This is a genomic window from Ruegeria atlantica (genome assembly GCF_013032505.1).
In the GTDB taxonomy this organism is placed as follows: domain Bacteria; phylum Pseudomonadota; class Alphaproteobacteria; order Rhodobacterales; family Rhodobacteraceae; genus Ruegeria; species Ruegeria atlantica_F.
The window spans coordinates 620,959-642,862 of record NZ_WQCG01000001.1; the positions used below are offsets into that span (position 1 = coordinate 620,959).

At 56.2% G+C, this 21,904-nt stretch carries 22 protein-coding genes; 6 read left to right on the forward strand and 16 right to left on the reverse strand.

All coding sequences use genetic code 11. The features are described 5' to 3' along the window. The first annotated feature begins 13 nt into the window (after window positions 1–13). Entirely contained in the window at window positions 14–778 is a 765-nt protein-coding gene (gene cobS, locus GOW92_RS03055; protein WP_170557869.1) for an adenosylcobinamide-GDP ribazoletransferase, read from the forward strand. On the opposite strand, the gene GOW92_RS03060 is transcribed toward cobS, so the two are convergent. From GOW92_RS03060 to GOW92_RS03085, 6 genes are all read right to left on the reverse strand, one after another. Then, complete coding sequence (locus GOW92_RS03060; protein ID WP_170557871.1) at window positions 775–1,545, reverse strand: potassium channel family protein; 771 nt, start codon at window positions 1,543–1,545, stop codon at window positions 775–777. The two genes, cobS and GOW92_RS03060, sit on opposite strands and share 4 nt — an antisense overlap. A gap of 114 nt (window positions 1,546–1,659) precedes the next feature. Continuing rightward, on the reverse strand, window positions 1,660–2,175 hold the full coding sequence (locus GOW92_RS03065) for a CarD family transcriptional regulator (protein WP_170348382.1): 516 nt from the start codon (window positions 2,173–2,175) through the stop codon (window positions 1,660–1,662). A 284-nt stretch (window positions 2,176–2,459) separates the two neighbouring features. Next, window positions 2,460–2,798 (reverse strand): ferredoxin FdxA, encoded by a 339-nt coding sequence (gene fdxA, locus GOW92_RS03070; RefSeq protein ID WP_170557873.1) that lies wholly within the window; start codon window positions 2,796–2,798, stop codon window positions 2,460–2,462. 53 nt (window positions 2,799–2,851) lie between these two features. After that, complete coding sequence (locus tag GOW92_RS03075; RefSeq protein ID WP_170557876.1) at window positions 2,852–3,226, reverse strand: RNA-binding S4 domain-containing protein; 375 nt, start codon at window positions 3,224–3,226, stop codon at window positions 2,852–2,854. Between the two features lie 6 nt (window positions 3,227–3,232). Further along, the gene (locus GOW92_RS03080; protein WP_170557878.1) at window positions 3,233–6,043 is read right to left on the reverse strand and encodes a helicase-related protein; all 2,811 of its coding nucleotides are present in this window, start codon (window positions 6,041–6,043) and stop codon (window positions 3,233–3,235) included. Window positions 6,044–6,065: 22 nt separating this feature from the next. Further along, window positions 6,066–6,635 (reverse strand): tetratricopeptide repeat protein, encoded by a 570-nt coding sequence (locus GOW92_RS03085; RefSeq protein WP_254452880.1) that lies wholly within the window; start codon window positions 6,633–6,635, stop codon window positions 6,066–6,068. Window positions 6,636–6,704: 69 nt separating this feature from the next. On the opposite strand from GOW92_RS03085, the gene GOW92_RS03090 reads away from it, so the two are divergent. The 3 genes from GOW92_RS03090 (at window position 6,705) to GOW92_RS03100 (ending at window position 9,867) form a co-directional block, all read left to right on the forward strand. Continuing rightward, the gene (locus GOW92_RS03090; protein ID WP_170412257.1) at window positions 6,705–6,995 is read left to right on the forward strand and encodes an SCP2 sterol-binding domain-containing protein; all 291 of its coding nucleotides are present in this window, start codon (window positions 6,705–6,707) and stop codon (window positions 6,993–6,995) included. After that, window positions 6,995–7,972, forward strand: a complete 978-nt coding sequence (locus tag GOW92_RS03095) for an alpha/beta fold hydrolase (RefSeq protein ID WP_170557882.1) — start codon at window positions 6,995–6,997, stop codon at window positions 7,970–7,972. The genes GOW92_RS03090 and GOW92_RS03095 overlap by 1 nt, the downstream gene beginning before the upstream one ends. 74 nt (window positions 7,973–8,046) lie before the next feature. Beyond that, entirely contained in the window at window positions 8,047–9,867 is a 1,821-nt protein-coding gene (locus GOW92_RS03100; protein WP_170557884.1) for a M3 family oligoendopeptidase, read from the forward strand. Here the strand turns inward: GOW92_RS03100 and GOW92_RS03105 are convergent, their stop codons facing one another. Genes GOW92_RS03105 through GOW92_RS03115 form a run of 3 tightly spaced genes read right to left on the reverse strand, consistent with a single transcriptional unit; the run spans window position 9,868 to window position 12,071 of the window. After that, a complete protein-coding gene (locus GOW92_RS03105) occupies window positions 9,868–10,755 on the reverse strand; it encodes a DMT family transporter (RefSeq protein ID WP_170557886.1) in 888 nt (295 codons plus the stop codon). Between the two features lie 13 nt (window positions 10,756–10,768). After that, window positions 10,769–11,038: a DksA/TraR family C4-type zinc finger protein gene (locus GOW92_RS03110; protein ID WP_170557888.1), complete on the reverse strand. Its 270-nt coding sequence runs from the start codon at window positions 11,036–11,038 to the stop codon at window positions 10,769–10,771. Between the two features lie 58 nt (window positions 11,039–11,096). Then, the gene (locus GOW92_RS03115; protein ID WP_170557890.1) at window positions 11,097–12,071 is read right to left on the reverse strand and encodes a Gfo/Idh/MocA family protein; all 975 of its coding nucleotides are present in this window, start codon (window positions 12,069–12,071) and stop codon (window positions 11,097–11,099) included. A gap of 223 nt (window positions 12,072–12,294) precedes the next feature. Between GOW92_RS03115 and GOW92_RS03120 the strand changes: the two genes are divergently transcribed. Next, the gene (locus GOW92_RS03120; protein WP_170557892.1) at window positions 12,295–13,365 is read left to right on the forward strand and encodes a fasciclin domain-containing protein; all 1,071 of its coding nucleotides are present in this window, start codon (window positions 12,295–12,297) and stop codon (window positions 13,363–13,365) included. Between the two features lie 40 nt (window positions 13,366–13,405). Here GOW92_RS03120 and rpoH read toward each other — a convergent pair whose 3' ends face one another. Then, window positions 13,406–14,302 (reverse strand): RNA polymerase sigma factor RpoH, encoded by an 897-nt coding sequence (gene rpoH, locus GOW92_RS03125; RefSeq protein WP_170557894.1) that lies wholly within the window; start codon window positions 14,300–14,302, stop codon window positions 13,406–13,408. Between the two features lie 146 nt (window positions 14,303–14,448). Further along, complete coding sequence (locus GOW92_RS03130) at window positions 14,449–15,483, reverse strand: RluA family pseudouridine synthase (protein ID WP_170557896.1); 1,035 nt, start codon at window positions 15,481–15,483, stop codon at window positions 14,449–14,451. On the opposite strand from GOW92_RS03130, the gene GOW92_RS03135 reads away from it, so the two are divergent. Beyond that, window positions 15,482–15,787 (forward strand): DUF6476 family protein, encoded by a 306-nt coding sequence (locus GOW92_RS03135; protein WP_170557898.1) that lies wholly within the window; start codon window positions 15,482–15,484, stop codon window positions 15,785–15,787. The two genes, GOW92_RS03130 and GOW92_RS03135, sit on opposite strands and share 2 nt — an antisense overlap. 3 nt (window positions 15,788–15,790) lie before the next feature. Here GOW92_RS03135 and GOW92_RS03140 read toward each other — a convergent pair whose 3' ends face one another. The 5 genes from GOW92_RS03140 to GOW92_RS03160 form a co-directional block, all read right to left on the reverse strand. Then, entirely contained in the window at window positions 15,791–16,774 is a 984-nt protein-coding gene (locus tag GOW92_RS03140; protein WP_170557900.1) for a hypothetical protein, read from the reverse strand. Window positions 16,775–16,805: 31 nt separating this feature from the next. Then, entirely contained in the window at window positions 16,806–17,852 is a 1,047-nt protein-coding gene (locus tag GOW92_RS03145) for a glycosyltransferase family 2 protein (protein WP_254452881.1), read from the reverse strand. 61 nt (window positions 17,853–17,913) lie between these two features. Beyond that, window positions 17,914–19,911, reverse strand: a complete 1,998-nt coding sequence (locus GOW92_RS03150; protein WP_170557904.1) for a tetratricopeptide repeat protein — start codon at window positions 19,909–19,911, stop codon at window positions 17,914–17,916. Continuing rightward, window positions 19,908–20,852, reverse strand: coding sequence for a hypothetical protein (locus GOW92_RS03155; RefSeq protein WP_170557906.1), 945 nt, complete (start codon window positions 20,850–20,852; stop codon window positions 19,908–19,910). The genes GOW92_RS03150 and GOW92_RS03155 overlap by 4 nt, the downstream gene beginning before the upstream one ends. A gap of 5 nt (window positions 20,853–20,857) precedes the next feature. Beyond that, on the reverse strand, window positions 20,858–21,841 hold the full coding sequence (locus GOW92_RS03160) for a glycosyltransferase family 2 protein (RefSeq protein ID WP_170557908.1): 984 nt from the start codon (window positions 21,839–21,841) through the stop codon (window positions 20,858–20,860). Window positions 21,842–21,904 lie beyond the last annotated feature (63 nt).

Genomic DNA, 21,904 nt, shown 5'->3' on the forward strand with positions numbered 1-21,904 from the left:
GAAAGGCGCGGGAGTGAACAAAAACGACACTAAACTCTTTTCCGCTTGGGATTTTCCACTGTCGCTGGTGTTGTTGACGCGCCTGCCGATGCCACGTTTGCCAGAACGCCTGTTTGCGCGACAAGCCAATGCGGTCTGGGCGTTTCCACTGGTGGGGCTGTCAGTTGGGTTGTTGGCCTGTGTCTTTGGTTGGATAGCAAGCGCAACCGGCCTGCCTGCACTCGCCTGCGCCGTTATTCTGGTGACTGTGCTTGTGATCACCACGGGGGCTATGCACGAAGACGGGCTTGCAGACACGGCCGATGGGTTCTGGGGCGGGTTTTCCACGGAACGGCGCCTTGAAATCATGAAGGACAGCTATATCGGCGCCTACGGCGTTCTTACCCTTATCTTCAGCCAACTGCTGCGCGTCGCGCTGATCGCCGCGCTTTTGTCGGCCAACGCCTTCACAGGTATTCTGGCGGCCTGCGTCATCTCGCGTGCAGTCATGCCAATACTAATGGCAACACTACCGAACGCCAGAAACAACGGGTTGAGCCATTCGGTCGGCGGCCCAAAGGCCGAGACTGCAGCGATAGGCTGTGGTCTCGCGGTCGTCTTGTCTCTGCTGCTGATTGGACCAAGTGCGCTGGTACCAACAGTTTTTTCGGCTCTGACAGTTGGAGTTCTAGCTTTGATCGCCAAAGCCAAGATTAAAGGACAGACAGGGGACGTTCTGGGAGCATCGCAACAAATATCAGAGCTTGCGTTCCTGATGGCCCTGGCCGCAACTCTCTAAGTCGTTCCGCCTGTTTCGATCCGCAGTGTTTCGCCGCAATGCTTGCAATGCACCGCGTCCGGATCGTGCCGATACAGGCCGCAATTCGAACACTTGTGACGCACTTTTTGGGGCATGAAAATTGCCTGAGCCAAGCGGACAAACAGGGCCACACCAACGATCATAATGAAGACCGAGAACAGCTTGCCCGCCGGCGTCGCCAGCGTGATGTCCCCGAACCCGGTCGTGGTCAGGGTCGCCATAGTGAAATATAGCGCATCGACATAAGCATGCGGGCTGTTTTCGGGGATGAAAAAGACTAGTACGGCCGTCGAAGTGGCAAACACGAAAACCAACAAGTTTATCGCCGCGATCACGGCGTCCTCATGCGTGCGGAAAAAATCGCTGTCCCGCCGCAAGTCCCTCAGCAGGTGGTAGGAGTGGATAAGGCGCAAAGCCCGCAAAATCCGCAGGAATGCCAGGTTCCACGGCAGGAACAGATCAAGGAACAACGAGACGATGACGACGATGTCGGCCAGCGTGTAGACTTGACGTAGCAGTTTCCAACGATCTTTCGAGATCCACATCCGCGCCGAAAAATCCAGCACAATAAAGAACCCGATGATCAGGCTAGCAACGGTGAAACCGAGGCCATGTTCGCCATTTGCTGTACCGACAAAGAAAACGATGGTGATCGCGTCAAACAGGATCAACCCGTATCGAAACCAGACCGAAATCGGGTCGTGCCCGATATACAGATATTTGACTGCCTGCTTTACGTTCGCCATCTACGCGCCTCTTCCTGCTGGAAAATTAGCCGCAAACGGGGTTTTGACCAAGCCGTCAAAAATGAAAAAGCCGCTCCCTTTCGGGAGCGGCCTGAAAAACGGCATTCCTGGCGATTATGCAGCAGCTGCGCGCGAGGTCAGAACCTCATCAACCTGCTTGGCTGCAGAGACTTCGCCAGCACCGGAAACAGCGGCGACTTCGCGGGTCAGGCGTTCCAGCGCTGCTTCGTACAACTGACGCTCGGAATAGCTTTGCTCGCGCTGATCGTCGGTGCGGTGCAGGTCACGGACCACTTCGGCGATCGAGATCAGATCGCCTGAGTTGATCTTTTGCTCATATTCCTGCGCCCGACGCGACCACATCGCGCGTTTGACCTTGGCCTTACCTTTGAGCGTTTTCATCGCCTGACTGATGACGTCGGGCGAACTCAACGAGCGCAGACCCGATTCGGTGACCTTGTTGGTCGGTACCCGCAGGGTCATCTTGTCTTTTTCAAAAGAAATGACGAACAGCTCGAGCGAGTATCCCGCGACTTCCTGCTCTTCGATCGAGATGATCTGGCCCACACCATGGGCGGGGTAGACAACGTAATCGTTCGGGCGGAACTCAAGCTTTTTCGACTTAGACATACAGGTTCATCCTTGGTTTCGAGAGCGAGGCACAGACAAAAATACGCCACAAACCGCGCCAGCATCGGGCCCGGTCAGGCGGCAAGTTTGTCATAAAATTAGAACTCCAAAGCGTACATACTTACGGAGTCATCCCCATCTCATTCATCATTCAGCTTCTGAGTATATCACAAAAATGCGACACCCGAAAGGCCGCCCCCTAGCTGCGTCGAGAAAATCAATACTTCTCAGATACATAGAAGGCTAACGTGTGTCTGAACAGTTAAGTTCAACAAGCGAATCGCTTAACCACCCTCGCCGGGTGCGGCGATGAAGTACTTCTCAAGCTTGCCCTCTTCCCCGTCGCGTTCTTCTGCCTCAGGGAGCGGGTCTTTCTTTGTCACGATCACAGGCCATTCTTCCGCGTATTTTCGGTTAAATTCCACCCATTGATCCATACCCGGTTCGGTGTCCGGACGAATAGCGTCTGCCGGGCATTCCGGCTCACATACACCGCAGTCAATGCATTCATCGGGATGGATGACCAGCGTATTCTCGCCCTCATAAAAACAGTCCACCGGGCACACCTCAACGCAGTCGGTGTATTTGCAGCCGATACAGTTGTCCGTGACGACATAGGTCATAGTCAGAATCCCATTCAGATATGGCGTTTAGCTAATCCAGACCGAGCTTGGCTTCAAGGTAACTCGCCATTCCGAGGGCGAGAAAGATCAAGCGCGCGCCGATCCTTCTTTGTTGGACGACCCTTTCCCTCAAACCCCGGATTTTTAGGAGGGGCGTCCTGTTTTTCTGTCAAATCCGCAAACAGTGTTTGCGCTTCCGTGGCTGGACCGCGTCTGACACCCAGAGCCTCGACCCGCACAACGCGTACGATACGACCCTGGGGGAATGTTAGAACGTCACCGGGTCCGACGGCCTGCGCCGGTTTCAAAACCCGGGTTCCGTTCAGTCGTACATGACCGCCGCTGACCTGCTTGGCGGCCAGGCTGCGGGTCTTGAAGAACCGCGCCTGCCACAACCACTTATCGATCCGCAGCTTGGCCTCGGCCATGACGGATCAGTTGCCGTCTTTCAAACCCATGAGCGCTGCTGCAAACGGGTTATCGGGATCGATCGCCTTTTCCTTCCGGGGAGGACGGGACGAGAATGTCTTACCACCCTGCGGTTTGCCACCCTTCTTGCCTTGCGGCTTACCGCGACCGTCCTGAGGTTTGCCGCGCGGTTTGCCTTTGCCGCCCTGCCCTTGCCGCTGTTCACGACGCGGACCACGGTTGGCCTGACGCTGACGTCCCCAGGTGAATGTAAAGAACACCTCGACCTCGGGTTCCTCTGAAACAGGTTCGGTTGTCGATTCCGTATCCGTGGCCTCGGCTGACGCCTCGGCGGTCACGACGACTTCTTCGGTTGCGGCCTCCGGCGCCGGGGTTTCTTCCGCGGTAGCCTGTTCCGACGGCTCAGTCGCAGGCGTGTTGACTTCCGCGGGTGCAGGTTTGACCTTTTCGCGCTCACCGCGCTCGGCCTTATAGCCCAGCCCCTGCATCAGATCCGCAAACTGCTCCAGCGTCATGCCGGTGATCGACAGCATGTCAGGCTTGGCCTCAAAACCACCCCGGCTGTCTTCGGCGCGTAGCATATCTGCCAGCCGCTCCAGCATGTCGATCCGGATCGAACGTTCACCGGCATCGCGGTAGCCGCACATGGTGTCGTAGCCTTGCGGCGCGTCCTTGGCGACAGGAACGGTGACCAAACCCGGAGGCGGTGCTTCGGGGAATTCCTGCAAGCCCTGCACCAACGCCCAAAGAACCAGACGCAATCGCGTCGGCGCGGGTTTCAACAAAAGAGGCATGAAAATGGTGAACTGGCCGAACCGAATACCGTGTTTGCGCAAGGCACCGCGGGCATCCTGATCCAGATCCTTGACCTCTTGCGCAACTTGCGCGCGTGGCAGAACGCCCAACGCTTCGACCATACGGAAGGCAAAGCCCTTGGCCAGGCCGGACAGTTCTTCATCGCGCGACAGGTTAAGCAGCGGCTCAAACAACGCTGCAACCTTGCGGTCGATGAAGTGCTGCAAACGGCGCTGCACTTTCTGCTCAACATCCGGGCCTGCAGCCTCATCCACAAAAACCTCGACCAACGGCTTGAGGGGTTCTGCGCCGGCAACCAGTTTGCCGACAGCATATTCGCCCCACATCAGGCCACCCTGATCGGTAAAATCAATTTCGGTATCGGGCGCGTTATAGAAGCGATCGGCACGCAGATGGAATTGCGGCGCGAGTGCTTGCAAAGAGGCCGATTTCAGAGCTTTCGCTTCGGTTCCTTGCGCGCTTTTGTCCGGTGTAAACCGGAAACCTTCCAGACGACCGACGAATTCTCCTTCGACGGTCACTTCACCCTTGTCATTTACTTCGGCCAAAAGGGCCTCCTTCTGTTTGAGCCGGCGCAGCAACACAGATGTGCGCCGGTCCACAAATCTTTGAGTCAAACGATCGTGAAGAGCGTCTGACAGGCTGTCTTCTACAGTGCGCGTTTCCGCGCGCCAATGTGATTCGTCACGCACCCATCCGTTTCGTTGCGCAACATATGTCCAGGTGCGAATATATGCCAACCTTTTGGACAGCGCATCAATATCCCCGTCTGTTTTGTCGATGCGGCGGATTTGCCGCGCCATGAAGTCATCAGGGATCGTGCCGCGTTCATGCAGATGACCATAGATCACCTCGAGCAGGCTAGCGTGTTCCGCGTGGCTGATACCGCGAAAATCGGGGATTCGGCACACATCCCATAACAATCGGACGGACGGGCCATCGCTTGCGCGGGCGATGACCTCGGCGTCCTGAGACAGCGATTTCAGTGCGTTCAGGTCGTCTGCGGGCCGCGCTTTGATCAGATGTTCGCTGTCGGGACCGACTTCCAACGAGTCGATGAGGGCCTCAATCGAGCCAAACCGCAAAGCGGCATTCCGCCAATTCAGCTTTTTCATCGGCGTGAACCGGCTGTCCATGATCGCCTGCGCGACCCCTTCGTCCAGCGGTGGGGCTTCACCCGTCACACCGAACGTGCCATCAGACATCCCGCGCCCTGCCCGGCCTGCGATCTGGGCCAGTTCATTGGGTGCCAGAAGCCGCATACGCCGGCCGTCAAACTTGGTCAGAGACGAAAACGCCACGTGGTTCACATCTAGGTTCAGCCCCATCCCGATGGCATCAGTGGCAACCAGATAGTCAACCTCACCGTTTTGATACAATTCCACCTGAGCATTCCGGGTGCGCGGGCTGAGCGCCCCCATGACCACCGCTGCGCCGCCTTTTTGGCGACGCAGCAGTTCGGCAATGGCATAGACGTTGTCGACCGAAAATCCGACGATTGCGCTGCGCGCGGGCATGCGGCTGATCTTTTTCGAGCCGGAGTAGACCAGCTGCGACATGCGATCGCGCCGCACAAACTGCGCTTCTGGCACCAGCGCTGCAATAGGCCCGCGCATGGTGTCAGCGCCCAGAAACAATGTCTCACTCGTGCCACGCGATCGCAGCAGACGGTCGGTAAACACGTGACCACGCTCAGGGTCGGCACAAAGCTGGATCTCGTCGATCGCCACAAAATCCGCACCCATGCCTTCGGGCATCGCCTCAACCGTGCAGACCCAATATTGCGCGCGCGGCGGAACGATCCTTTCTTCGCCCGTGACCAGAGCGACAACAGACGGTCCCCGGATCGCAACTATCTTGTCATAGACCTCACGCGCCAGCAGACGCAGCGGAAGGCCGATCACGCCTGTCCGGTGCCCCAGCATCCGCTCGATCGCGTAATGGGTTTTACCTGTGTTCGTTGGGCCAAGTACGGCCACGATTCGGGATGACCCGCTCACCTTTGCCCCCTGCCCCGGCTTGTTAGAGGGCCGAGCCCTCGACCCGGGGCTTCAGTCGATTCACGGCATTGGTTACTTCTTCATGGTGGGGATGTATAGCCAAAGCACGCTTATAGGCTTGCAGCGCCTTGTCGGGTCGATCGACAATTTCAAAAATCAGGCCCAATCCGTAGATGGCCTCGTAATTGTTGGGGTTCAACGTCAGAGCGTATTCCAAGTCGGCCGCAGCCATACCGAAGCGTTCGATGCCAAAAAAGGCCGAGGCCCGCACATGCCAAGCCTCGGCAAATTGCGGCGCATGATCGGTAAGGGCCGTCAGATGCTGGATTGCGGCCAGCGAGTCCCCGTCCTCCAGCGCTTCGCGTCCCCGTTCCAGCAACAGATCCGCCGAGGCTGAGCCAGACTGTGCCCACAATGCCTTGAGCTGGCGGTCAATGTTAATCGCCTGTTCGGGGGTTGCCTGCGACAATTGCAGTAATAGCTGTTCCTCATCCCTTGAATCCGCAGTTTGTGCAAAAGAAGGGAGGGAAAACGTGACTAGCAGCGCTGTTGCCGCGACGATACCTTTGAGATTGGTGCTTGCAATGCTCATAACAACGTTCAGTGTAGCGCAGCGCCCGTGGATGTCCATTCCCGGCGCACAAACATAGTGAGGAGAATCATGAGCGACACCTTGGAAAAAGCCGCAGCCGCGCTGAACGAAAAACTGTCGGGTGGCGATTTTAGCGCGTCGGCAAAATTTGCCATCGCCGATCTGGGCTCGATCGTTCTGGACGCAAGCGGCGCGCGCGTCAGTGATGAAGAAACGGACGTCACCATGAGCGCGGACGCAGACACGTTCGAGCAGATCCTCAGCGGTGAGTTGAACCCTACCGGCGCATTCATGTCGGGTAAGCTGACCGTGGATGGCGACATGGGCGTTGCCATGCAACTGGCATCGGCACTGGCCTGATGGATCTGTCGCCGGCCCCTTTCTTTGCAGACATGGCCGGCGTCCCCGCCGGTGGTCAGGCTCATTGGCTGAACACAGCGGACAATACGCGCATTCGGGTCGGCCACTGGCTGCCCGGAGGCGACGCATGCGGCACGGTGATGATGTTCCCCGGCCGCACTGAATACATCGAAAAATATGGCGATTGCGCGGCCGAGTTTATGGAGCGCGGATTTGCCTTTCTGGCCGTTGACTGGCGCGGCCAGGGCTTGGCTGACCGGCTGCTGGATGATCCACGCGTAGGCCATGTCGAGCAGTTCACGGATTATCAGCAAGACGTTCAGGTAACACTGGAACTGGCGAGCGAACTGAACCTACCGAAACCGTGGTTCGTAATCGGACATTCTATGGGCGGGGCAATCGGTATGCGCGCGGCTTTGGAAAAGAACTGCTTTGCCGCCTGCGCCTTTACCGGACCGATGTGGGGCATTTTCTTTACGCCGATCATGAAACCGCTCAGCCGTCTGACAGCCTATTGGGGACCGCGGATCGGGTTGGGGGAAAAAACACCACCGACGACGTCCTTGGAAAGCTATGTGGCCTCCCAACCGTTCGAGGGGAATGTACTGACTCGCGATCCGGACATGTTCCGGATGATGAAGGATCAACTGGCTGCACAGCCCGAACTGGCGCTTGGTGCGCCTTCTACAATCTGGCTGCGCGAGGCACTGGATGAATGCGCCTGGTTGATGGAACAGACAGCACCGAAAACGCCTTGCCTGACCTTTCTGGGCAGCCATGAACAGATTGTCGACCGCAAGGCCATTCGCGCCCGAATGGCGAATTGGCCTAGTGGCACCCTGGTCGAAATCCCAAATGGTGAACACGAAGTTCTGATGGAAGCGCCCGACGTGCGCGGGCCGGTCTTTGACCAGCTGGCCGCTCATTTCAAGGCCGCGTTGCCTGATGCGGTGCAGGAACCAGCTCTGTCTTCGTGAACACAACGAAGCACCGCTTGTGATCCCCGCCCTGCGCGCCTAGATGTTGGCGAAAGCTATTATCGAGGTGATCCATGCGCGACCTTCCCTTTCCCGTCCGTGACGCAAATGCAGTCGGAGGTGCCGACAATCTGGGCAATCTGCCGGAATGGGATCTGACCGATCTTTACGCCTCAGAGGACGCGCCCGAACTGTCGCGAGATCTGGGCTGGCTGGAAAAGGAATGTGCTTCGTTTGCCGAAGACTACGAAGGCAAGCTGGCCGATCTTGATGCTGCGGGTCTGCTGAACTGCGTCCTGCGAAATGAGAAAATCAATGCCATCGCCGGACGCATCATGTCGTTTGCAGGTTTGCGGTACTATCAGCTGACCACAGATGCCGAGCGCGCCAAATTCCTGTCAGATATGCAGGAAAAGATCACCATCTTCACTACCCCGCTGGTATTCTTCACGCTGGAAATCAACCGCATCGACGATGACGTGTTGAAGGCCCATTTTGAGGCAAACGCTGATCTGGCGCGTTACGAGCCGGTTTTCCGCCGCATCCGCGCGATGAAACCCTATCAACTGTCTGACGAGCTTGAGAAATTCCTCCACGATCTCGGCGTTGTGGGCGACGCGTGGGAGCGGTTGTTCGACGAGACCATTGCTGGCCTGACTTTCACCGTAGATGGCGAAGAGCTGAATATCGAAGGCACCCTGAACCTGCTGACGGAACAGGATCGCGCCAAACGCGAAGCCGCCTCGCGCGAGTTGGCCAATGTGTTTCAAGACAACATCAAGACCTTTGCCCGCGTCCACAACACGCAGGCCAAGGAAAAGGAAATCGTCGACCGCTGGCGCAACATGCCGACCGCTCAGACCGGTCGTCACCTTTCTAATGACGTGGAACCCGAAGTTGTCGAAGCCCTGCGCGAGGCGGTCGTGGCCGCCTACCCCAAGCTCAGCCATCGCTACTACGAGCTGAAACGCAAATGGCTGGGTCTGGATGTCATGCAGGTCTGGGATCGTAACGCTCCTCTGCCGATGGAAGACACCCGCATCGTTGGCTGGGACGAGGCCGAAAACACGGTCATGGACGCCTACAATGCGTTCGACCCACGCATGGGCGAAATAGCGGCGCCATTCTTCAGCAAAGGCTGGATCGACGCGGCCGTGAAGCCCGGCAAGGCGCCCGGCGCATTTGCGCACCCGACCGTCACCGAGGTGCACCCCTATGTGATGCTCAACTACCTCGGCAAACCGCGCGATGTGATGACCCTTGCGCATGAGCTGGGCCACGGCGTGCATCAGGTCCTGGCTGCCGATCAGGGCGAGATGCTGTCATCGACCCCGCTTACGCTTGCCGAGACGGCATCGGTGTTCGGCGAAATGCTGACCTTCCGCAAGATGTTGGACAAGGCCGAAACCCCCGAACAGCGCAAAGTGCTGCTGGCCGGTAAGGTCGAGGACATGATCAACACAGTTGTCCGACAAATCGCCTTCTACGACTTCGAATGCAAACTGCACGCCGCCCGTCGCGAAGGCGAGCTGACCCCGGACGACATCAACGCCCTGTGGATGAGCGTTCAGGCAGAAAGCCTTGGGCCCGCATTTGAATTCATGGATGGGTACGAGACCTTCTGGGCCTATATCCCGCACTTCGTCCACTCACCCTTCTACGTTTATGCGTACGCATTCGGCGACGGCTTGGTGAACGCACTTTATTCGGTTTACGCAAATGGATCGGAGGGTTTCGAGGACAAGTATTTCGAAATGCTGCGTGCCGGTGGGTCTAAGCACCACAAAGAACTACTTGAACCATTCGGGCTGGACGCCAGCGACCCGAAATTCTGGGACAAAGGTCTGTCGATGATTTCCGGCTTTATCGACGAGCTGGAAGCTATGGAAGATTAATCACTTTTGGCTCTTGGTCGTCAGGAAGACGGCGGCCACGATAAACACTGCCCCAAGGGCCGCGATCGGTGTGATTGCGGCCCCCAGAAAAAGGGCCGAGTTGATGAATGTGAACACCACGGATGCGGCAAACATCAACGTCGCTGTCAGGGTCGAGACCCGCGCCGCAGCCTCATACCACAGATAGTAAGCAAGGGCGGTAGGCAGCACCCCAAGCAGGATCAGGAAGACCACGTCGTTGACCGTTGGGACCTGCAATGCGAACGCGGCAAGCGGCATCAAAAGCACGCCCGAACAAATGAATATTCCGAAGAGGAAGTTCAAACGTTCGCCGGTCGATTCCGAGGTCCGCATGGCACGGCTGCTTGAGATCAGGAACACGGCCCAGCTTAGGCCCGCTCCGATTTCAAGCAGGTCCCCGAACAGAGGTTCCCCGCCCCCTTGAAAATCCTGGTAAACAGTTAAAAACACGCCCAAAATCGCCAAGCCAGTGGCGAGGAAATCTGTACGAGTAACGGCTGTGTCGGCAAAAAAGTACAGGAAAACCAGCACAAAGAACGGCGCCGTGTTTTCGAGCACCATAGCGTTGGCTGCGCCGGTATGTTCTAACCCGATATGAAACAGAATGTAGTTTACGACGGTCGAAAGAACGGCAAGGCGAAAATTCCAGTCGCTCAGTTGGATTGAGACCGGAACGCGCATCACGCGCAACATGCAATAGATGGCCAGTGCAGCAATGAAGAGGCGCGAGACCGCGATCTGCAATCCGCCTAAATCGCTGGTCAGATACCGGACAATGACACTGTGCGTGCCCCACAGAAACGCCGCCAGAAATCCAAGAACCAACCCGTTTTGCAAGAGTGGTTGTTTCTCTGTGGCGTCGGGCATCCCTATGCCCCGCTTACTTCAACTGACTGTCTTTTGAACCACGGCGATTGATGCCGGAACGGGCTTTGAAAGCCCCGTCCCGTTCCTGCTGGCAATCCAGACACAACTTCACCCCGGGAATAGCGGCGCGCCGCTTTTCCGGAATAGGCTCTTCACATTCGGCGCAGTGCGTCAGGCTTTCACCTACGGGCCGCTTTTGCGCCTGCATCCGGGCCAATTCGTCCGTAATGGACGCCTCAATCTGTTCACTCACCGCACCATCGCGCGCCCAGCCGCCTGCCATCGTCTCGCTCCTGATCAGGTAACAGTCAGATTACGCGAGCCTGCCGCCGCGTGGCAAGTCAGAGCGCGACTGCGCCCTCGAACACCCTGTCAATCATTGCCTGCGTACCCTTCGAGAATTCCAGCGGGCATGGATAATCAGCCCCATCACGAACCGACCGGCAAAATGCCTCGACCTGAAGCTTATAGTGATCGTCGCCGGGGAAGCGCGTGACCTGAACTTCCAATCCTGGGCGGTGCAGTTCCACCCGCGCCTCTCCAAAAACTCGCGCGTTGAACGGCGCAGTCAGGCGGATCACACCGCCCTCGCCATGAAACACCATTTCTTGATGAGGGTGCATTCGGATCGAGACATAGCTGGAATAGGTGAAATCGGGGAATTGCGCGCGTATTTCGGTGAAGGCATCAATGCCGTCTTCCCAGCGGATTGCCGATTGCACCGAAACCGGTTCCTGTCCGGTCGCGAAGCGGGCACTGCCGATCACATAAACGCCGATATCACGCAGCCCGCCGCCGCCAGTTTCGGCCCGGTTACGGATGTTTCCGGTATCTGCGCGATTGTCAAAACTGAACGCGCCTGTCACATGCACGAGCTTCCCAATGGCCCCATCCGCTATCAGCTTGCGCACAAACTGCCACTGCGGGTGGTGCACGATCATGTACGCCTCGGCCGCCAACAAACCAGTCTGATCCCTCTTTTCGATCAGCGTATCAAACTCGGGCGTGGACATGGTAATCGGCTTTTCACACAGAACGTGTTTTCCGGCGTCCAGTGCCTTGAGGCTCCATTCAACATGCAGGTGATTGGGCAGCGGGATGTAGACCGCATCTATCTTTGGGTCCGCTAAAAGGGCGTCATAGCTGCCATAGGTCGTCAGATCCGGGCAAAACTGCTGAAACGGCTCAGCCTTGGCCATATCCGACGTGGCAAGGCCAGCCAACCGCGCGCCTTCTGCAGCGTGAATTGCCGGTGCCATATACTGTCTTGCAAATTTCGCGGCGCCTAATACGCCCCATTGAACCGGTTGCTGCATACCGCCCTCTCATCTTTTGCTGGGTTGTGCCGTCTTTAACAGGGAACTGCTTTAAAGTCAGGGGGTTCGTGGTGTTTGTTAGGTTGCAATAAAAGCAAAGCTGAGAATTTCTTGATCCTTTTCATTGTCTGCGCCGTAGCAACTATGTCACCGGGATGTCGGCATTGTCCGCTTTTGCACCCGGGATTGATGTTGTGACCAACTGGGTGGGAGATTACCAGACATGTCAACACCGACAGAGACAATAACAGGCACCGTGTTGATGAGCGGAGCCCTCGGCTCGTTCGATGACAACAACGGAGATTTTGATATTTTGCGCGAGGCCGTGGTTGCCGCCGGCTTGGACGGGGCACTAAATGATCCCGAGGCCAGCCTTACCGTATTCGCTCCAACCGATGCGGCTTTCATTGGGCTTGCTCAGGCACTTGGCTATACCGGATCGGACGAAGCCGGCGCACTGGGGCATATCGTCAAAGCGCTGACCCTTCTGGGCGGCGGGGACCCTATCCCCCTGCTAACAGAGGTTCTGAAGTACCACGTCGTGAATGGAGAATTCGATCTGGCCGCGGTGGCCAGCTTTGGAGATGGCGCACCGATTGAAACGCTGCAAGGTTCATCCGTTGAACTGAACCTGCAAAGCGCCCCCCCAAGCCTGGGCGATGCGGATGACGGCGTCGCTGATCCCGGAATCATCGCCACGGATATTGGTGCGACCAACGGGATCATTCACGTTCTGAACGGTGTTTTGCTGCCCGTGTCCGTAACGGACATTCTGGGCCAAAAGAACACCGATTTCATCCTTGGCGACGACTCGGACGAGTTCTACTTCACCGGGCGCGGCCAGGACTTTGTGCATGGTGGCGGCGGAAATGATGTCATCAATACCGGCCGAGGCAATGATGTCGCGCTTGGAGGCGCCGGGCACGACGTGATCTTTGGCGGGCGAGGCAAAGACACCCTACGTGGTGATGAAGGCGAGGATACGATCTTTGGCGGCAGAGGGGCCGATGTGATCGACGGCGGCGCCGATGATGACATCATGTTCGGCGGACGTGGCAAAGACATGTTTGTCATTGAAAACGGCGATGGCGACGATTGGATCGTCGATTTCAAGATCGGCAAAGACAAGATCGACCTGTCTGGCTATGACGGGATAACCGGTTTCGATGACATCGAAGACGACATCTCGGGCGAGTTGTTCAGAACCACGATCGAGCTGGACGGCGGCGATAGTATTGTCCTGACGGGCGTTTGGCCTGGCCATCTAACCGAAGACAGTTTCATCTTCGCGTAAAGAAAATCAGCCCGCCGTTATGGCGGGCTGAATAATAGGGTCAGACGGTCCCAAGCATACCCTTTTCACGGGCAAGTTCGCGCATCTTTTTCTGCAGCTTCTCAAAGGCACGGACCTCGATCTGCCGAATGCGCTCGCGGCTAACGTTATATTGGGTACTGAGCTCTTCCAATGTGACGGGCTGATCCATCAGACGGCGCTGAGTGAGGATGTCCTTTTCCCGATCATTCAGGACATCCAACGCAGCGGCCAGAAGCTCGCGCCGGGCGTCAAGCTCGTCGCGAGCTTCGTAATCGCCGGCCTGATCGGCATCTTCGTCCTCAAGCCAGTCCTGCCATTGCATGGTGCCCTCGCCCTCGGACCCGACGGTCGCGTTCAGCGAGGCATCACCACCGGACATACGGCGGTTCATGCTGATGACTTCATCCTCGGTCACGCCCAGATCTTCAGCGATCTTTTTGACGTTCTCAGGACGCAGGTCGCCTTCTTCAAGCGCGCCAATACGGGCCTTGGCCTTGCGCAGGTTAAAGAACAGCTTCTTCTGCGCAGATGTGGTGCCTAGTTTGACCATCGACCACGATCTCAGGACATACTCCTGAATCGAGGCACGAATCCACCACATCGCATAGGTCGCCAGCCGGAAACCTTTCTCAGGGTCGAACTTTTTAACAGCTTGCATCAAGCCCACATTAGCCTCGGAAATTACCTCGGCCTGTGGCAGGCCATAGCCGCGATATCCCATAGCGATCTTGGCCGCCAGACGCAGGTGCGAAGTGACCATTTTATGTGCAGCTTCAGTATCTTGCTCTTCCACCCAACGCTTTGCGAGCATGTACTCTTCTTCCGGCTCAAGCAGCGGGAATTTGCGAATTTCCTGCATATAGCGGTTCAGGCCGCCCTCGGGCGTCGGCGCGGGGAGATTTGCGTAATTTGCCATGATTCATGTCCCTCCGACAAATGTTTACATCGTTAACATGGGATATGGGAGCAAGTCCCGATCCATTCAAGAGGTACCGTTAACAGTTTGAAATTAACGATTGATAAAGGAAAGCTAAGAACGCGTTACTCACGTATGTTTGCGTATTATGTCAGCGGCGCGCGCAATTGTTCAATCAGAATTTCCATATCATTTGGCAATTCAGCCTCAAACCGAAGTTTTTCACCCGTCACGGGGTGCTCAAAGCCCAGAACTGCAGCATGTAGTGCCTGTCGTGGAAAGTCGCGGACAGCCTCGGAAGTTGTCGCACTAAAAGCCTTTGCCGCAAGTTTGCGTTTACCGCCATACACCGGATCACCAACCAGACCATGCCCGGCATGTGCCATATGCACACGGATCTGGTGCGTCCGGCCGGTTTCCAACCAACATTCAATCAGCGCGATGCCTGCCGGGTTGCCAAATGTCTCGACCAGCCGCGCCCGAGTGACCGCATGCCGACCACCGTGGAAAAGAACTGCTTGTTTCTGCCGGTCGGTTTTGTGTCGCGCCAACTGCGTCGTCAGGCGCATGATATTGCCTGGTTCAAAGCTGACACCCTTGATACCGCGCAGTCGCGGATCATTGGCGTCTGGTACGCCATAACAAATCGCGCGGTAATAGCGTTCGACGCTGTGCGCCTCGAACTGCGCTGCCAAGCCGTGATGGGCCGCGTCAGATTTGGCGACAACCAGCAAACCGCTGGTTTCTTTATCAATGCGGTGCACGATGCCGGGGCGTTTGACGCCTCCCACACCGGATAGGTCCGCTCCACAGTGATGCAGCAGCGCATTGACCAGCGTTCCGTTGGGCGAGCCCGGCGCGGGGTGCACGACCATACCCGCCGGTTTGTTGATGACAATCAGATCCGCATCCTCATAGACAACTTCCAGAGGGATGTCCTCGGGGCCTATATGGCTCTCCTCAGCCTCAGCGACGGTGATGGACACGGACGCCCCTTCCGTCACTTTGGCCTTGGGGTCCCGAATTTCGACATCGTCGATTGTCACCTCGCCATTCTCGATCAGCCGTGTCAGGCGCGTACGCGACAGGTTTTCATCCGCTGGTACATCCCGCGAAAGCGCCTTATCAAGGCGGGGCGGCGGATCGGCCGCGATTTGAAATTCAATCTGGCGGGTGCCCATGACTGTCCCTTCCGAACCCCAAGAACCGCAGGAAACACCGCAGCTTCGATTGCTGCGGCGTATGGTCATGCTGCTGACCGCGGTGATGATTGGCGGGGTTCTATTGACATTCGCACTGATTGTCATCCGGCTATCGGACAGAACCCCCACCCTGCCCGATCAAATCGAACTTCCGAACGGGGCTAAAGCACAGGCTGTAACGATCGGCAGCAACTGGTACGCGGTCGTGACCGATGACAACCGAATCCTGATTTTTGACAAGACGACAGGAAAACAGCGTCAGGAAATCGCCGTTCAGGAATAACGATCAGTTGTCCAAAGCCAACCGAAACACAATCTCAGAGGCTTTTCGCAAAGCCTCATATTCTTCAGCCGTGTCCCGACGGAACATTTTGTCCTCATCGCTTAGCTTTTTCGGGGCGAACAGTTCAGGCCGTTCCGGAAAAAATTCGTGCTGAAAGGCTGTATCCTGCTGGGCCAGGAATTCGTCCAGCCAAGCGCGCTCATCGGGTTCCAGCACATCATTTCGACGCACCATGACGGGATCATCGACAAAAGTTCGACGCAACTGGCGGCTTTTCTTGCGTCCTAGAGCGCGAGATACGACGCCAAAAGCTTCGCTGGCCGCGCGGGAATGCGAAGGGTTGGACACGCCCCCGCCGGCAAGTTCCTCGGCCAATGGCGTACCGATCCGCGACAGGAAATCATCGACAACGTTGCCCCGCACCATGCCAGAGCGTTCGTACAAAAGTGGAGCAATAGTGACACCGGGAAAAGCTGTACGAATTTCAGCCAGCTTGGCTGAAAAACTCAACCGCTCTGGGTGGTTGCGAATAAGATCAAGTTGCTGACGGATATATTCGGACCCACCATGGGCCAGCCGCCCCGCTTTGGCCCGCTGCTTGTAATCCGCCTCGAAGAAATCCGAATAACGGCGGCAGTAGTAGGTGATCGTCAGATCACGTGAAGGAATATCGGCGAAAACCTCGGCCAACCGGTTCAGATTGCAGCCATAGAACATCTCAGACGAGACAACACAGGTCTTATCCGCATGGGCGTCATATTCGGTGGTCATATCGGACCGAAACGGATCCATCGGATCAGCGCTTTGGTTGATGTGAAAGGCGACAATGTTGTGACTTATGGCGAGCCGACTACTACCTTCCAGCCTGCGCCGGCCTGTTTCCATATAGTGCAGGCCGATTTCGTCCATCACTGCATGGTTTCGGCGCAAAAACCCCTGCAAGGCAGTTGTGCCCGTTTTGGGCATCCCCATATGCAGCCAAAGCATTTCTCAGCTCCTGTCCCCGAACCGTTTCGTATTACGCCTGCTGATTGGCCGTAAATTCAGCGGTCATCTGCTGCATTAGGTCCTGCATCTCGGGCACTTCACGCAATTGCGCGATCTGTTGGCGGTGAAGATCGCAAGACGCATGATGAAGGCGCGCGACCTCGGGGTCAGAGAGCATTTCATAGTAAAATCCACGTTTACGATCCAAAACCACGTCGATCGAGGTATTCGTCTCGGCGTTCTGGTTCATCATATTCCAGTATTCCAAACCCAAGCTTTCCCCCAAATGGTGAGCCCGACCGCGCATCTTTTTGACCAGATAGCTTTCGCAGGACTTCAGCGCGTAGTGATTGACCTGCACGAACTCATACCCGACCGAGTCACGGGCCGATCGCCAGCTTTTTTCGTAGTATCGTTCAGGCATCAGTTGGCCTGATCCGTTGTACCAATGACATTCTTCAATGGTCTCGACGGTCGGTTTTTTGGGACGATGAACGCCCAATCCATCCCAAATCTCCCGCTGAAACATGGTCTTGAAGCCCCATGCCTGCGGCGGCCGGTAAGTCTTTTCACGGGCAGCCTGTCGGAACTGATCCGACAAGAACCGGTCTTCATACCGTACAACGCCTGCATTGCCGAACAACCGCCAAGTCATTGAGATCGTCTTGGCGTCAGGAATGGCATCGGTCAAAGCCCGCAGAGTATGATCACCGGCCTTGACGTTGATGTGTTCGTCGGCGTCGATCACCACGACCCAATCCTGCGGGCGCGCAACCTCCATCTTCAGAAAAGTTCTGTAGGCGCGTTTCTGGGGGCTGGTTTTACGGCGCGAGTTGTTGTCGACATGGATCAGGACACCCATGTCATGCAGCCGTTGCAACAAGGCATCTGTGCCGTCGCTGCAGTCGTTGGTCATCACCACCATCTGGTCGATACCAATCGCACGGTTATGGGCCACCCATTCCAGCACAAACGGGCCTTCATTCTTCATCGGAGTGATACTGATGTATCGAGGATCCTGATCGGCCATGACTGACTGCCCTGTTCGTTGTTTTTGCCCGGAACGCGTCGGGATCATTGGGAGTTTGCCCGCAAATTACGTTGATTTCGCGGAACTACCAAGGGGAAATCCGCGTGATTCAGCCGCCTGCCCGTTTAAGTTGGTTTGAAAACCGCTTGAACTTGGGACATAAATCATGAGCTTTTTGAAGAAACCCACGAGCGGCTTCCTTTTCCCCGCGTTGCAAAAGTAAACGGCCTGCCTCGCCCTGAATGGCGGCAGTATCGTCGTCAATCTCTGCCGCCTGAATGATTTGGCTTTGCCCCTGCTCAACGGCACCATTCTTTTCCAGCATCTGCCCCGTAGCAAAAACCAAAAAGGCGTTTCCAGGATCGCAAGCAAGTGCGTCGGCCATTGTGATCCGAGCAGCTGTCGTGTCACCTTCAGCCTGGTACAAATCGGACAACCGTTTGTGGTAAAGTGGGTTGTCGGGTACTTCTGACAAGACCTTGCGTGTTATATCAATGGCCGCCGCGTTCGAAATTTCGCCCAAATGCGCCTCCAGCTTGGCGCTGAAACTTCTAACGCGCGGATCGGTATCCGGCATGTCGGTCATCCGAGTAAGGCCGTCATGCAACTGTTTTAGGCGCGGTTGGTTGTCAAACAGTCTGCGAGCTTTCTGATCCAGCGACAGCTCCGACCAATCCAACAGAAGAAAATCGAAATTGCAGGGCAACCGTACCAATACCTTGCGCTGCGCGACATGAGAGTTGAAATTGAACCAAGGTCTGCGGATCACTTTTTGCAATGACCAGTCAGTCGGAGGAAACAGTCGCAATGCAATCTGATCCCGATACACGACGCGTGACCCAAAAACCAAAACATCCGGTCTTATTGGTTTGGCCCAGAACGCTCGGCTGAATGCCTGCGCCGCCTGCCAGCGCTTTCGTTTCTCGCCAAGAGCTGCAGCTTTCAGAGCGCTGCAAACAGCATAGTCTTCCGGCCAGATATTGGGATTTTGCAATGCCGAGTCGACCATATCCGAAGCATCATCCCACTTACCTGCGTAAAACAGGTTAAGCGCTTGAAGAAGAGGAAGAAAAGCGTTGTCTGCGCCGTTGTCCAACAGTTCGGCGGCAATGTTCAATGCCTCGTCTGTTCTGTCATCCGAATCCAAGCGGTTCATATGAAACAACGCTTTGGAATAAATATGTGCCGCTTCGGAGGCATTTAAAAAGCCACTGCCCCCCTTTCTCAGCCGCGCTATAGAGGCTTCATTCGCGTAAGAGATCTCATCATCTGTCAACACATCCCGAAAGACTTTACGCTGCTGCCCTGAAATCCGCGCGGCTGCCATGGAAAAAGCAGAGATGACGGGAGCAACCACCTGCTCTGCCCGCGACATAGCATAAAGTTCAAGAAAATCCCGCTTTGCACGCGTCATCCCCGAGACATCGGCAATGTCACCCATCTGCAGCAGTTTCGGGAACCGTTTCTGAAACCGTGTGATCAACTCGGGCTGGTCCGAGAACATGATGGCCGTTTTGTCGGCGTTCTTCTCCAGATGCGCTTCATACAATTCTTCGGGTTCAATCTTTGCAGGCCATGTCGTGTGCTTCCACGGCAACCCGTTCAGGATATCGCCGCGGCGGATGTGATAGGCCGATACACCCTGACCTGACAGCTTGGCATCCGCACAATCCATGACTTCGCGTATTTCTTCGGTGAACCCGACCCGATGAATAAAGTCGCGATACCGGGGCCGGATGGCCTCGATATCTTCCCAAGGGAAAGCCAAAACTTCGAAGCCTTCCTCGACAATCACAGATCGTCCCGCATTCAGATGTTCGATCAGGCGATCAGGCGATGAGTCATTTTGGAAGGACCAGATCGGCAAGGAATTCGTTGAAAAAGCGTCGAACTCTTTAGGACTAAGGAAATGGTCATCCATCCAGCCCTGCGCGAACAATTCTTGCGGCTGGTCAAGCTCAGGCGCGTCTGCCCCTTGCGGGAACCAGTTAACCCGGTAGGTCGTATCAAAATCTTCGGCGAGCCGGATACAGGTCAGCATCATCAGCAACCGCGCGCCCATACGATCTTTACGCTGACCTACAAACACGCCTTTGGCACTGCTCACGAGGCGTCCCTTTCTTTCTCGGCCATTGCCTGTCGGCGCAGTCGGCGGAACCTTTGTCGGGCACGCCGCACCAAGTCGGGATGTCGCTCGCTCCCGATGGCCTCAATCCCCCGAATATACATAGGCAGGCGACGTCGGGCGCGCATCATCTTGTAATACCCAACCGTATCCAGTGAGCCGTCCATAGCCCCCAGCATCACGGGCTTAAGGATATCCAGCTTGCGCAGCATGGGCGCCGCGAAATGGTTTGAAAACCAAGTCTTCAGCAACATCACGTTGTCGCCCTGCAAACGCTGAACTTGCTGTCGGTCCAGATCGAAGAACGGGTCATAAAAGACATACGCCTTGCCAGCGGCATGAACTGTCTGGGCCGCGTCGCTCATCGGCAGATCCCAATCCTGAACGCGGCCGAAGCGGTACCTGGTCTCCCAGGGGACCAGCCGTTCATCCAACGTCGTCTGAGGATTGAAAGCGATCACATTGGCTCCGGGCACAAGCGATGAAAATGTCAAAGCGCCAAAACCGCCCATCGACGCGCCCGCAAAAACCACCTGATCGAACCGATCAAAGAAACCCTCGGCGACCTTGCCTTCGAAATATGAAATAATCTCGGGGTCGCGATACCACGCTTTGGTGCGGGCGAAGACGCCCATATGGGACCAACCTTCGTCGCGAAAAAATTTCCAGCCCCACGGTTCGCGCGCGAAAGACAGGTCATTGGCATTCGCGATATTGTCAAAGCTGACCACCAGCCGCGTGGCATAGCGCTGATGGAACAGGATCGAGTGGCGTTCCAGCTTTTGAAAGAAACCGGTGCCATCGCCACCCGGATACAACTCGACAAACCACGGAGGCGCGGGGTCGGTCAAAATACGCTCATACCCCGTCTTGCGATCAGGGTGTTCCGGTTTCAGCTGCTCTTTGGAAAGATCTTCAGCCATGTTGATCAGATAAGGTTATCGGCAAGCCAGACACGAAAATCCACCCATTCCGGTCGCATCTTGATTTCGGACACTTTGGCCCGATGCCAGTCGCAGGCCTGAACGTGCAGTTCTTTAAGCTCTTGATCCGCTTTCAATTCGGCCAACAAGGGCGCGGCCCGGTGTGCGGCGGGCAGAATGGTTTGGTCAGACTCTTTATTTACGTTCATGTCCTTCCAATAAGCTTGCCCCTGATCCACTTTGATGTGGTTTGTGCGGCCCCGGTCACGCTTGACCAAGAAGCCATCCATGGACCGGACCGAATAATGATGAATGCGCCCCAAGGAGTGGTCGAATCCGCGCCACGCCCGCCAACCAACCTTGTCGGCCGGGAACAGTTTGCCACCGGCATCTGACCAGGCGATATTGGGTGCTTGTTCCTCTTCAAATCCCTTCGGGCGATGCGGACCAAACCGGGTGAACTTGCCATTATTACGGAACAACGTTTTCAGGCCAAAGGCGCGGCCTGAGTGATAGGGAAACTCCTGATCGCTCATCGAGAACACCTCGGTCACCGGTCTGTCTTCGAAACTGATGTTTCCGGAACTTCCAAACAGTTTCCACGCAAGGGATATCGCATCAACCGGTTGCCCTGCCCTTTGCTCAACCTCTGAAATCAGGTCATGGAATCCGTTGTCGCCACAACGGATATTCCAAAATTCATCTACATCCAGACACAACAGCCAATCGGCCTCTTTGACCTTAGGCTGGCGGCGCGCGCGGCGCAGCATCTGGTGCTGTGGGTTGCCCCCCTCTTTCACTTCGTTGCTGACATGAGTGGCCAGGCCAAGTTCTTGCAATCTGGCAGCAATCTTGTCCGTTCCGTCGTCACAGTCGTTCGTGAAAATCACAAAGTGGTCGATCCCAATCGATTTGTGAAACGCGACCCATTCCAACATATACGGGCCTTCGTTCTTCATCGTCGTGAATACGGTGATCGACTGAGACATACTACTCTTCCCAAATATTCTTGCCCCACTCATACACATCCCGATCCGCGCGTGCGAGACAGG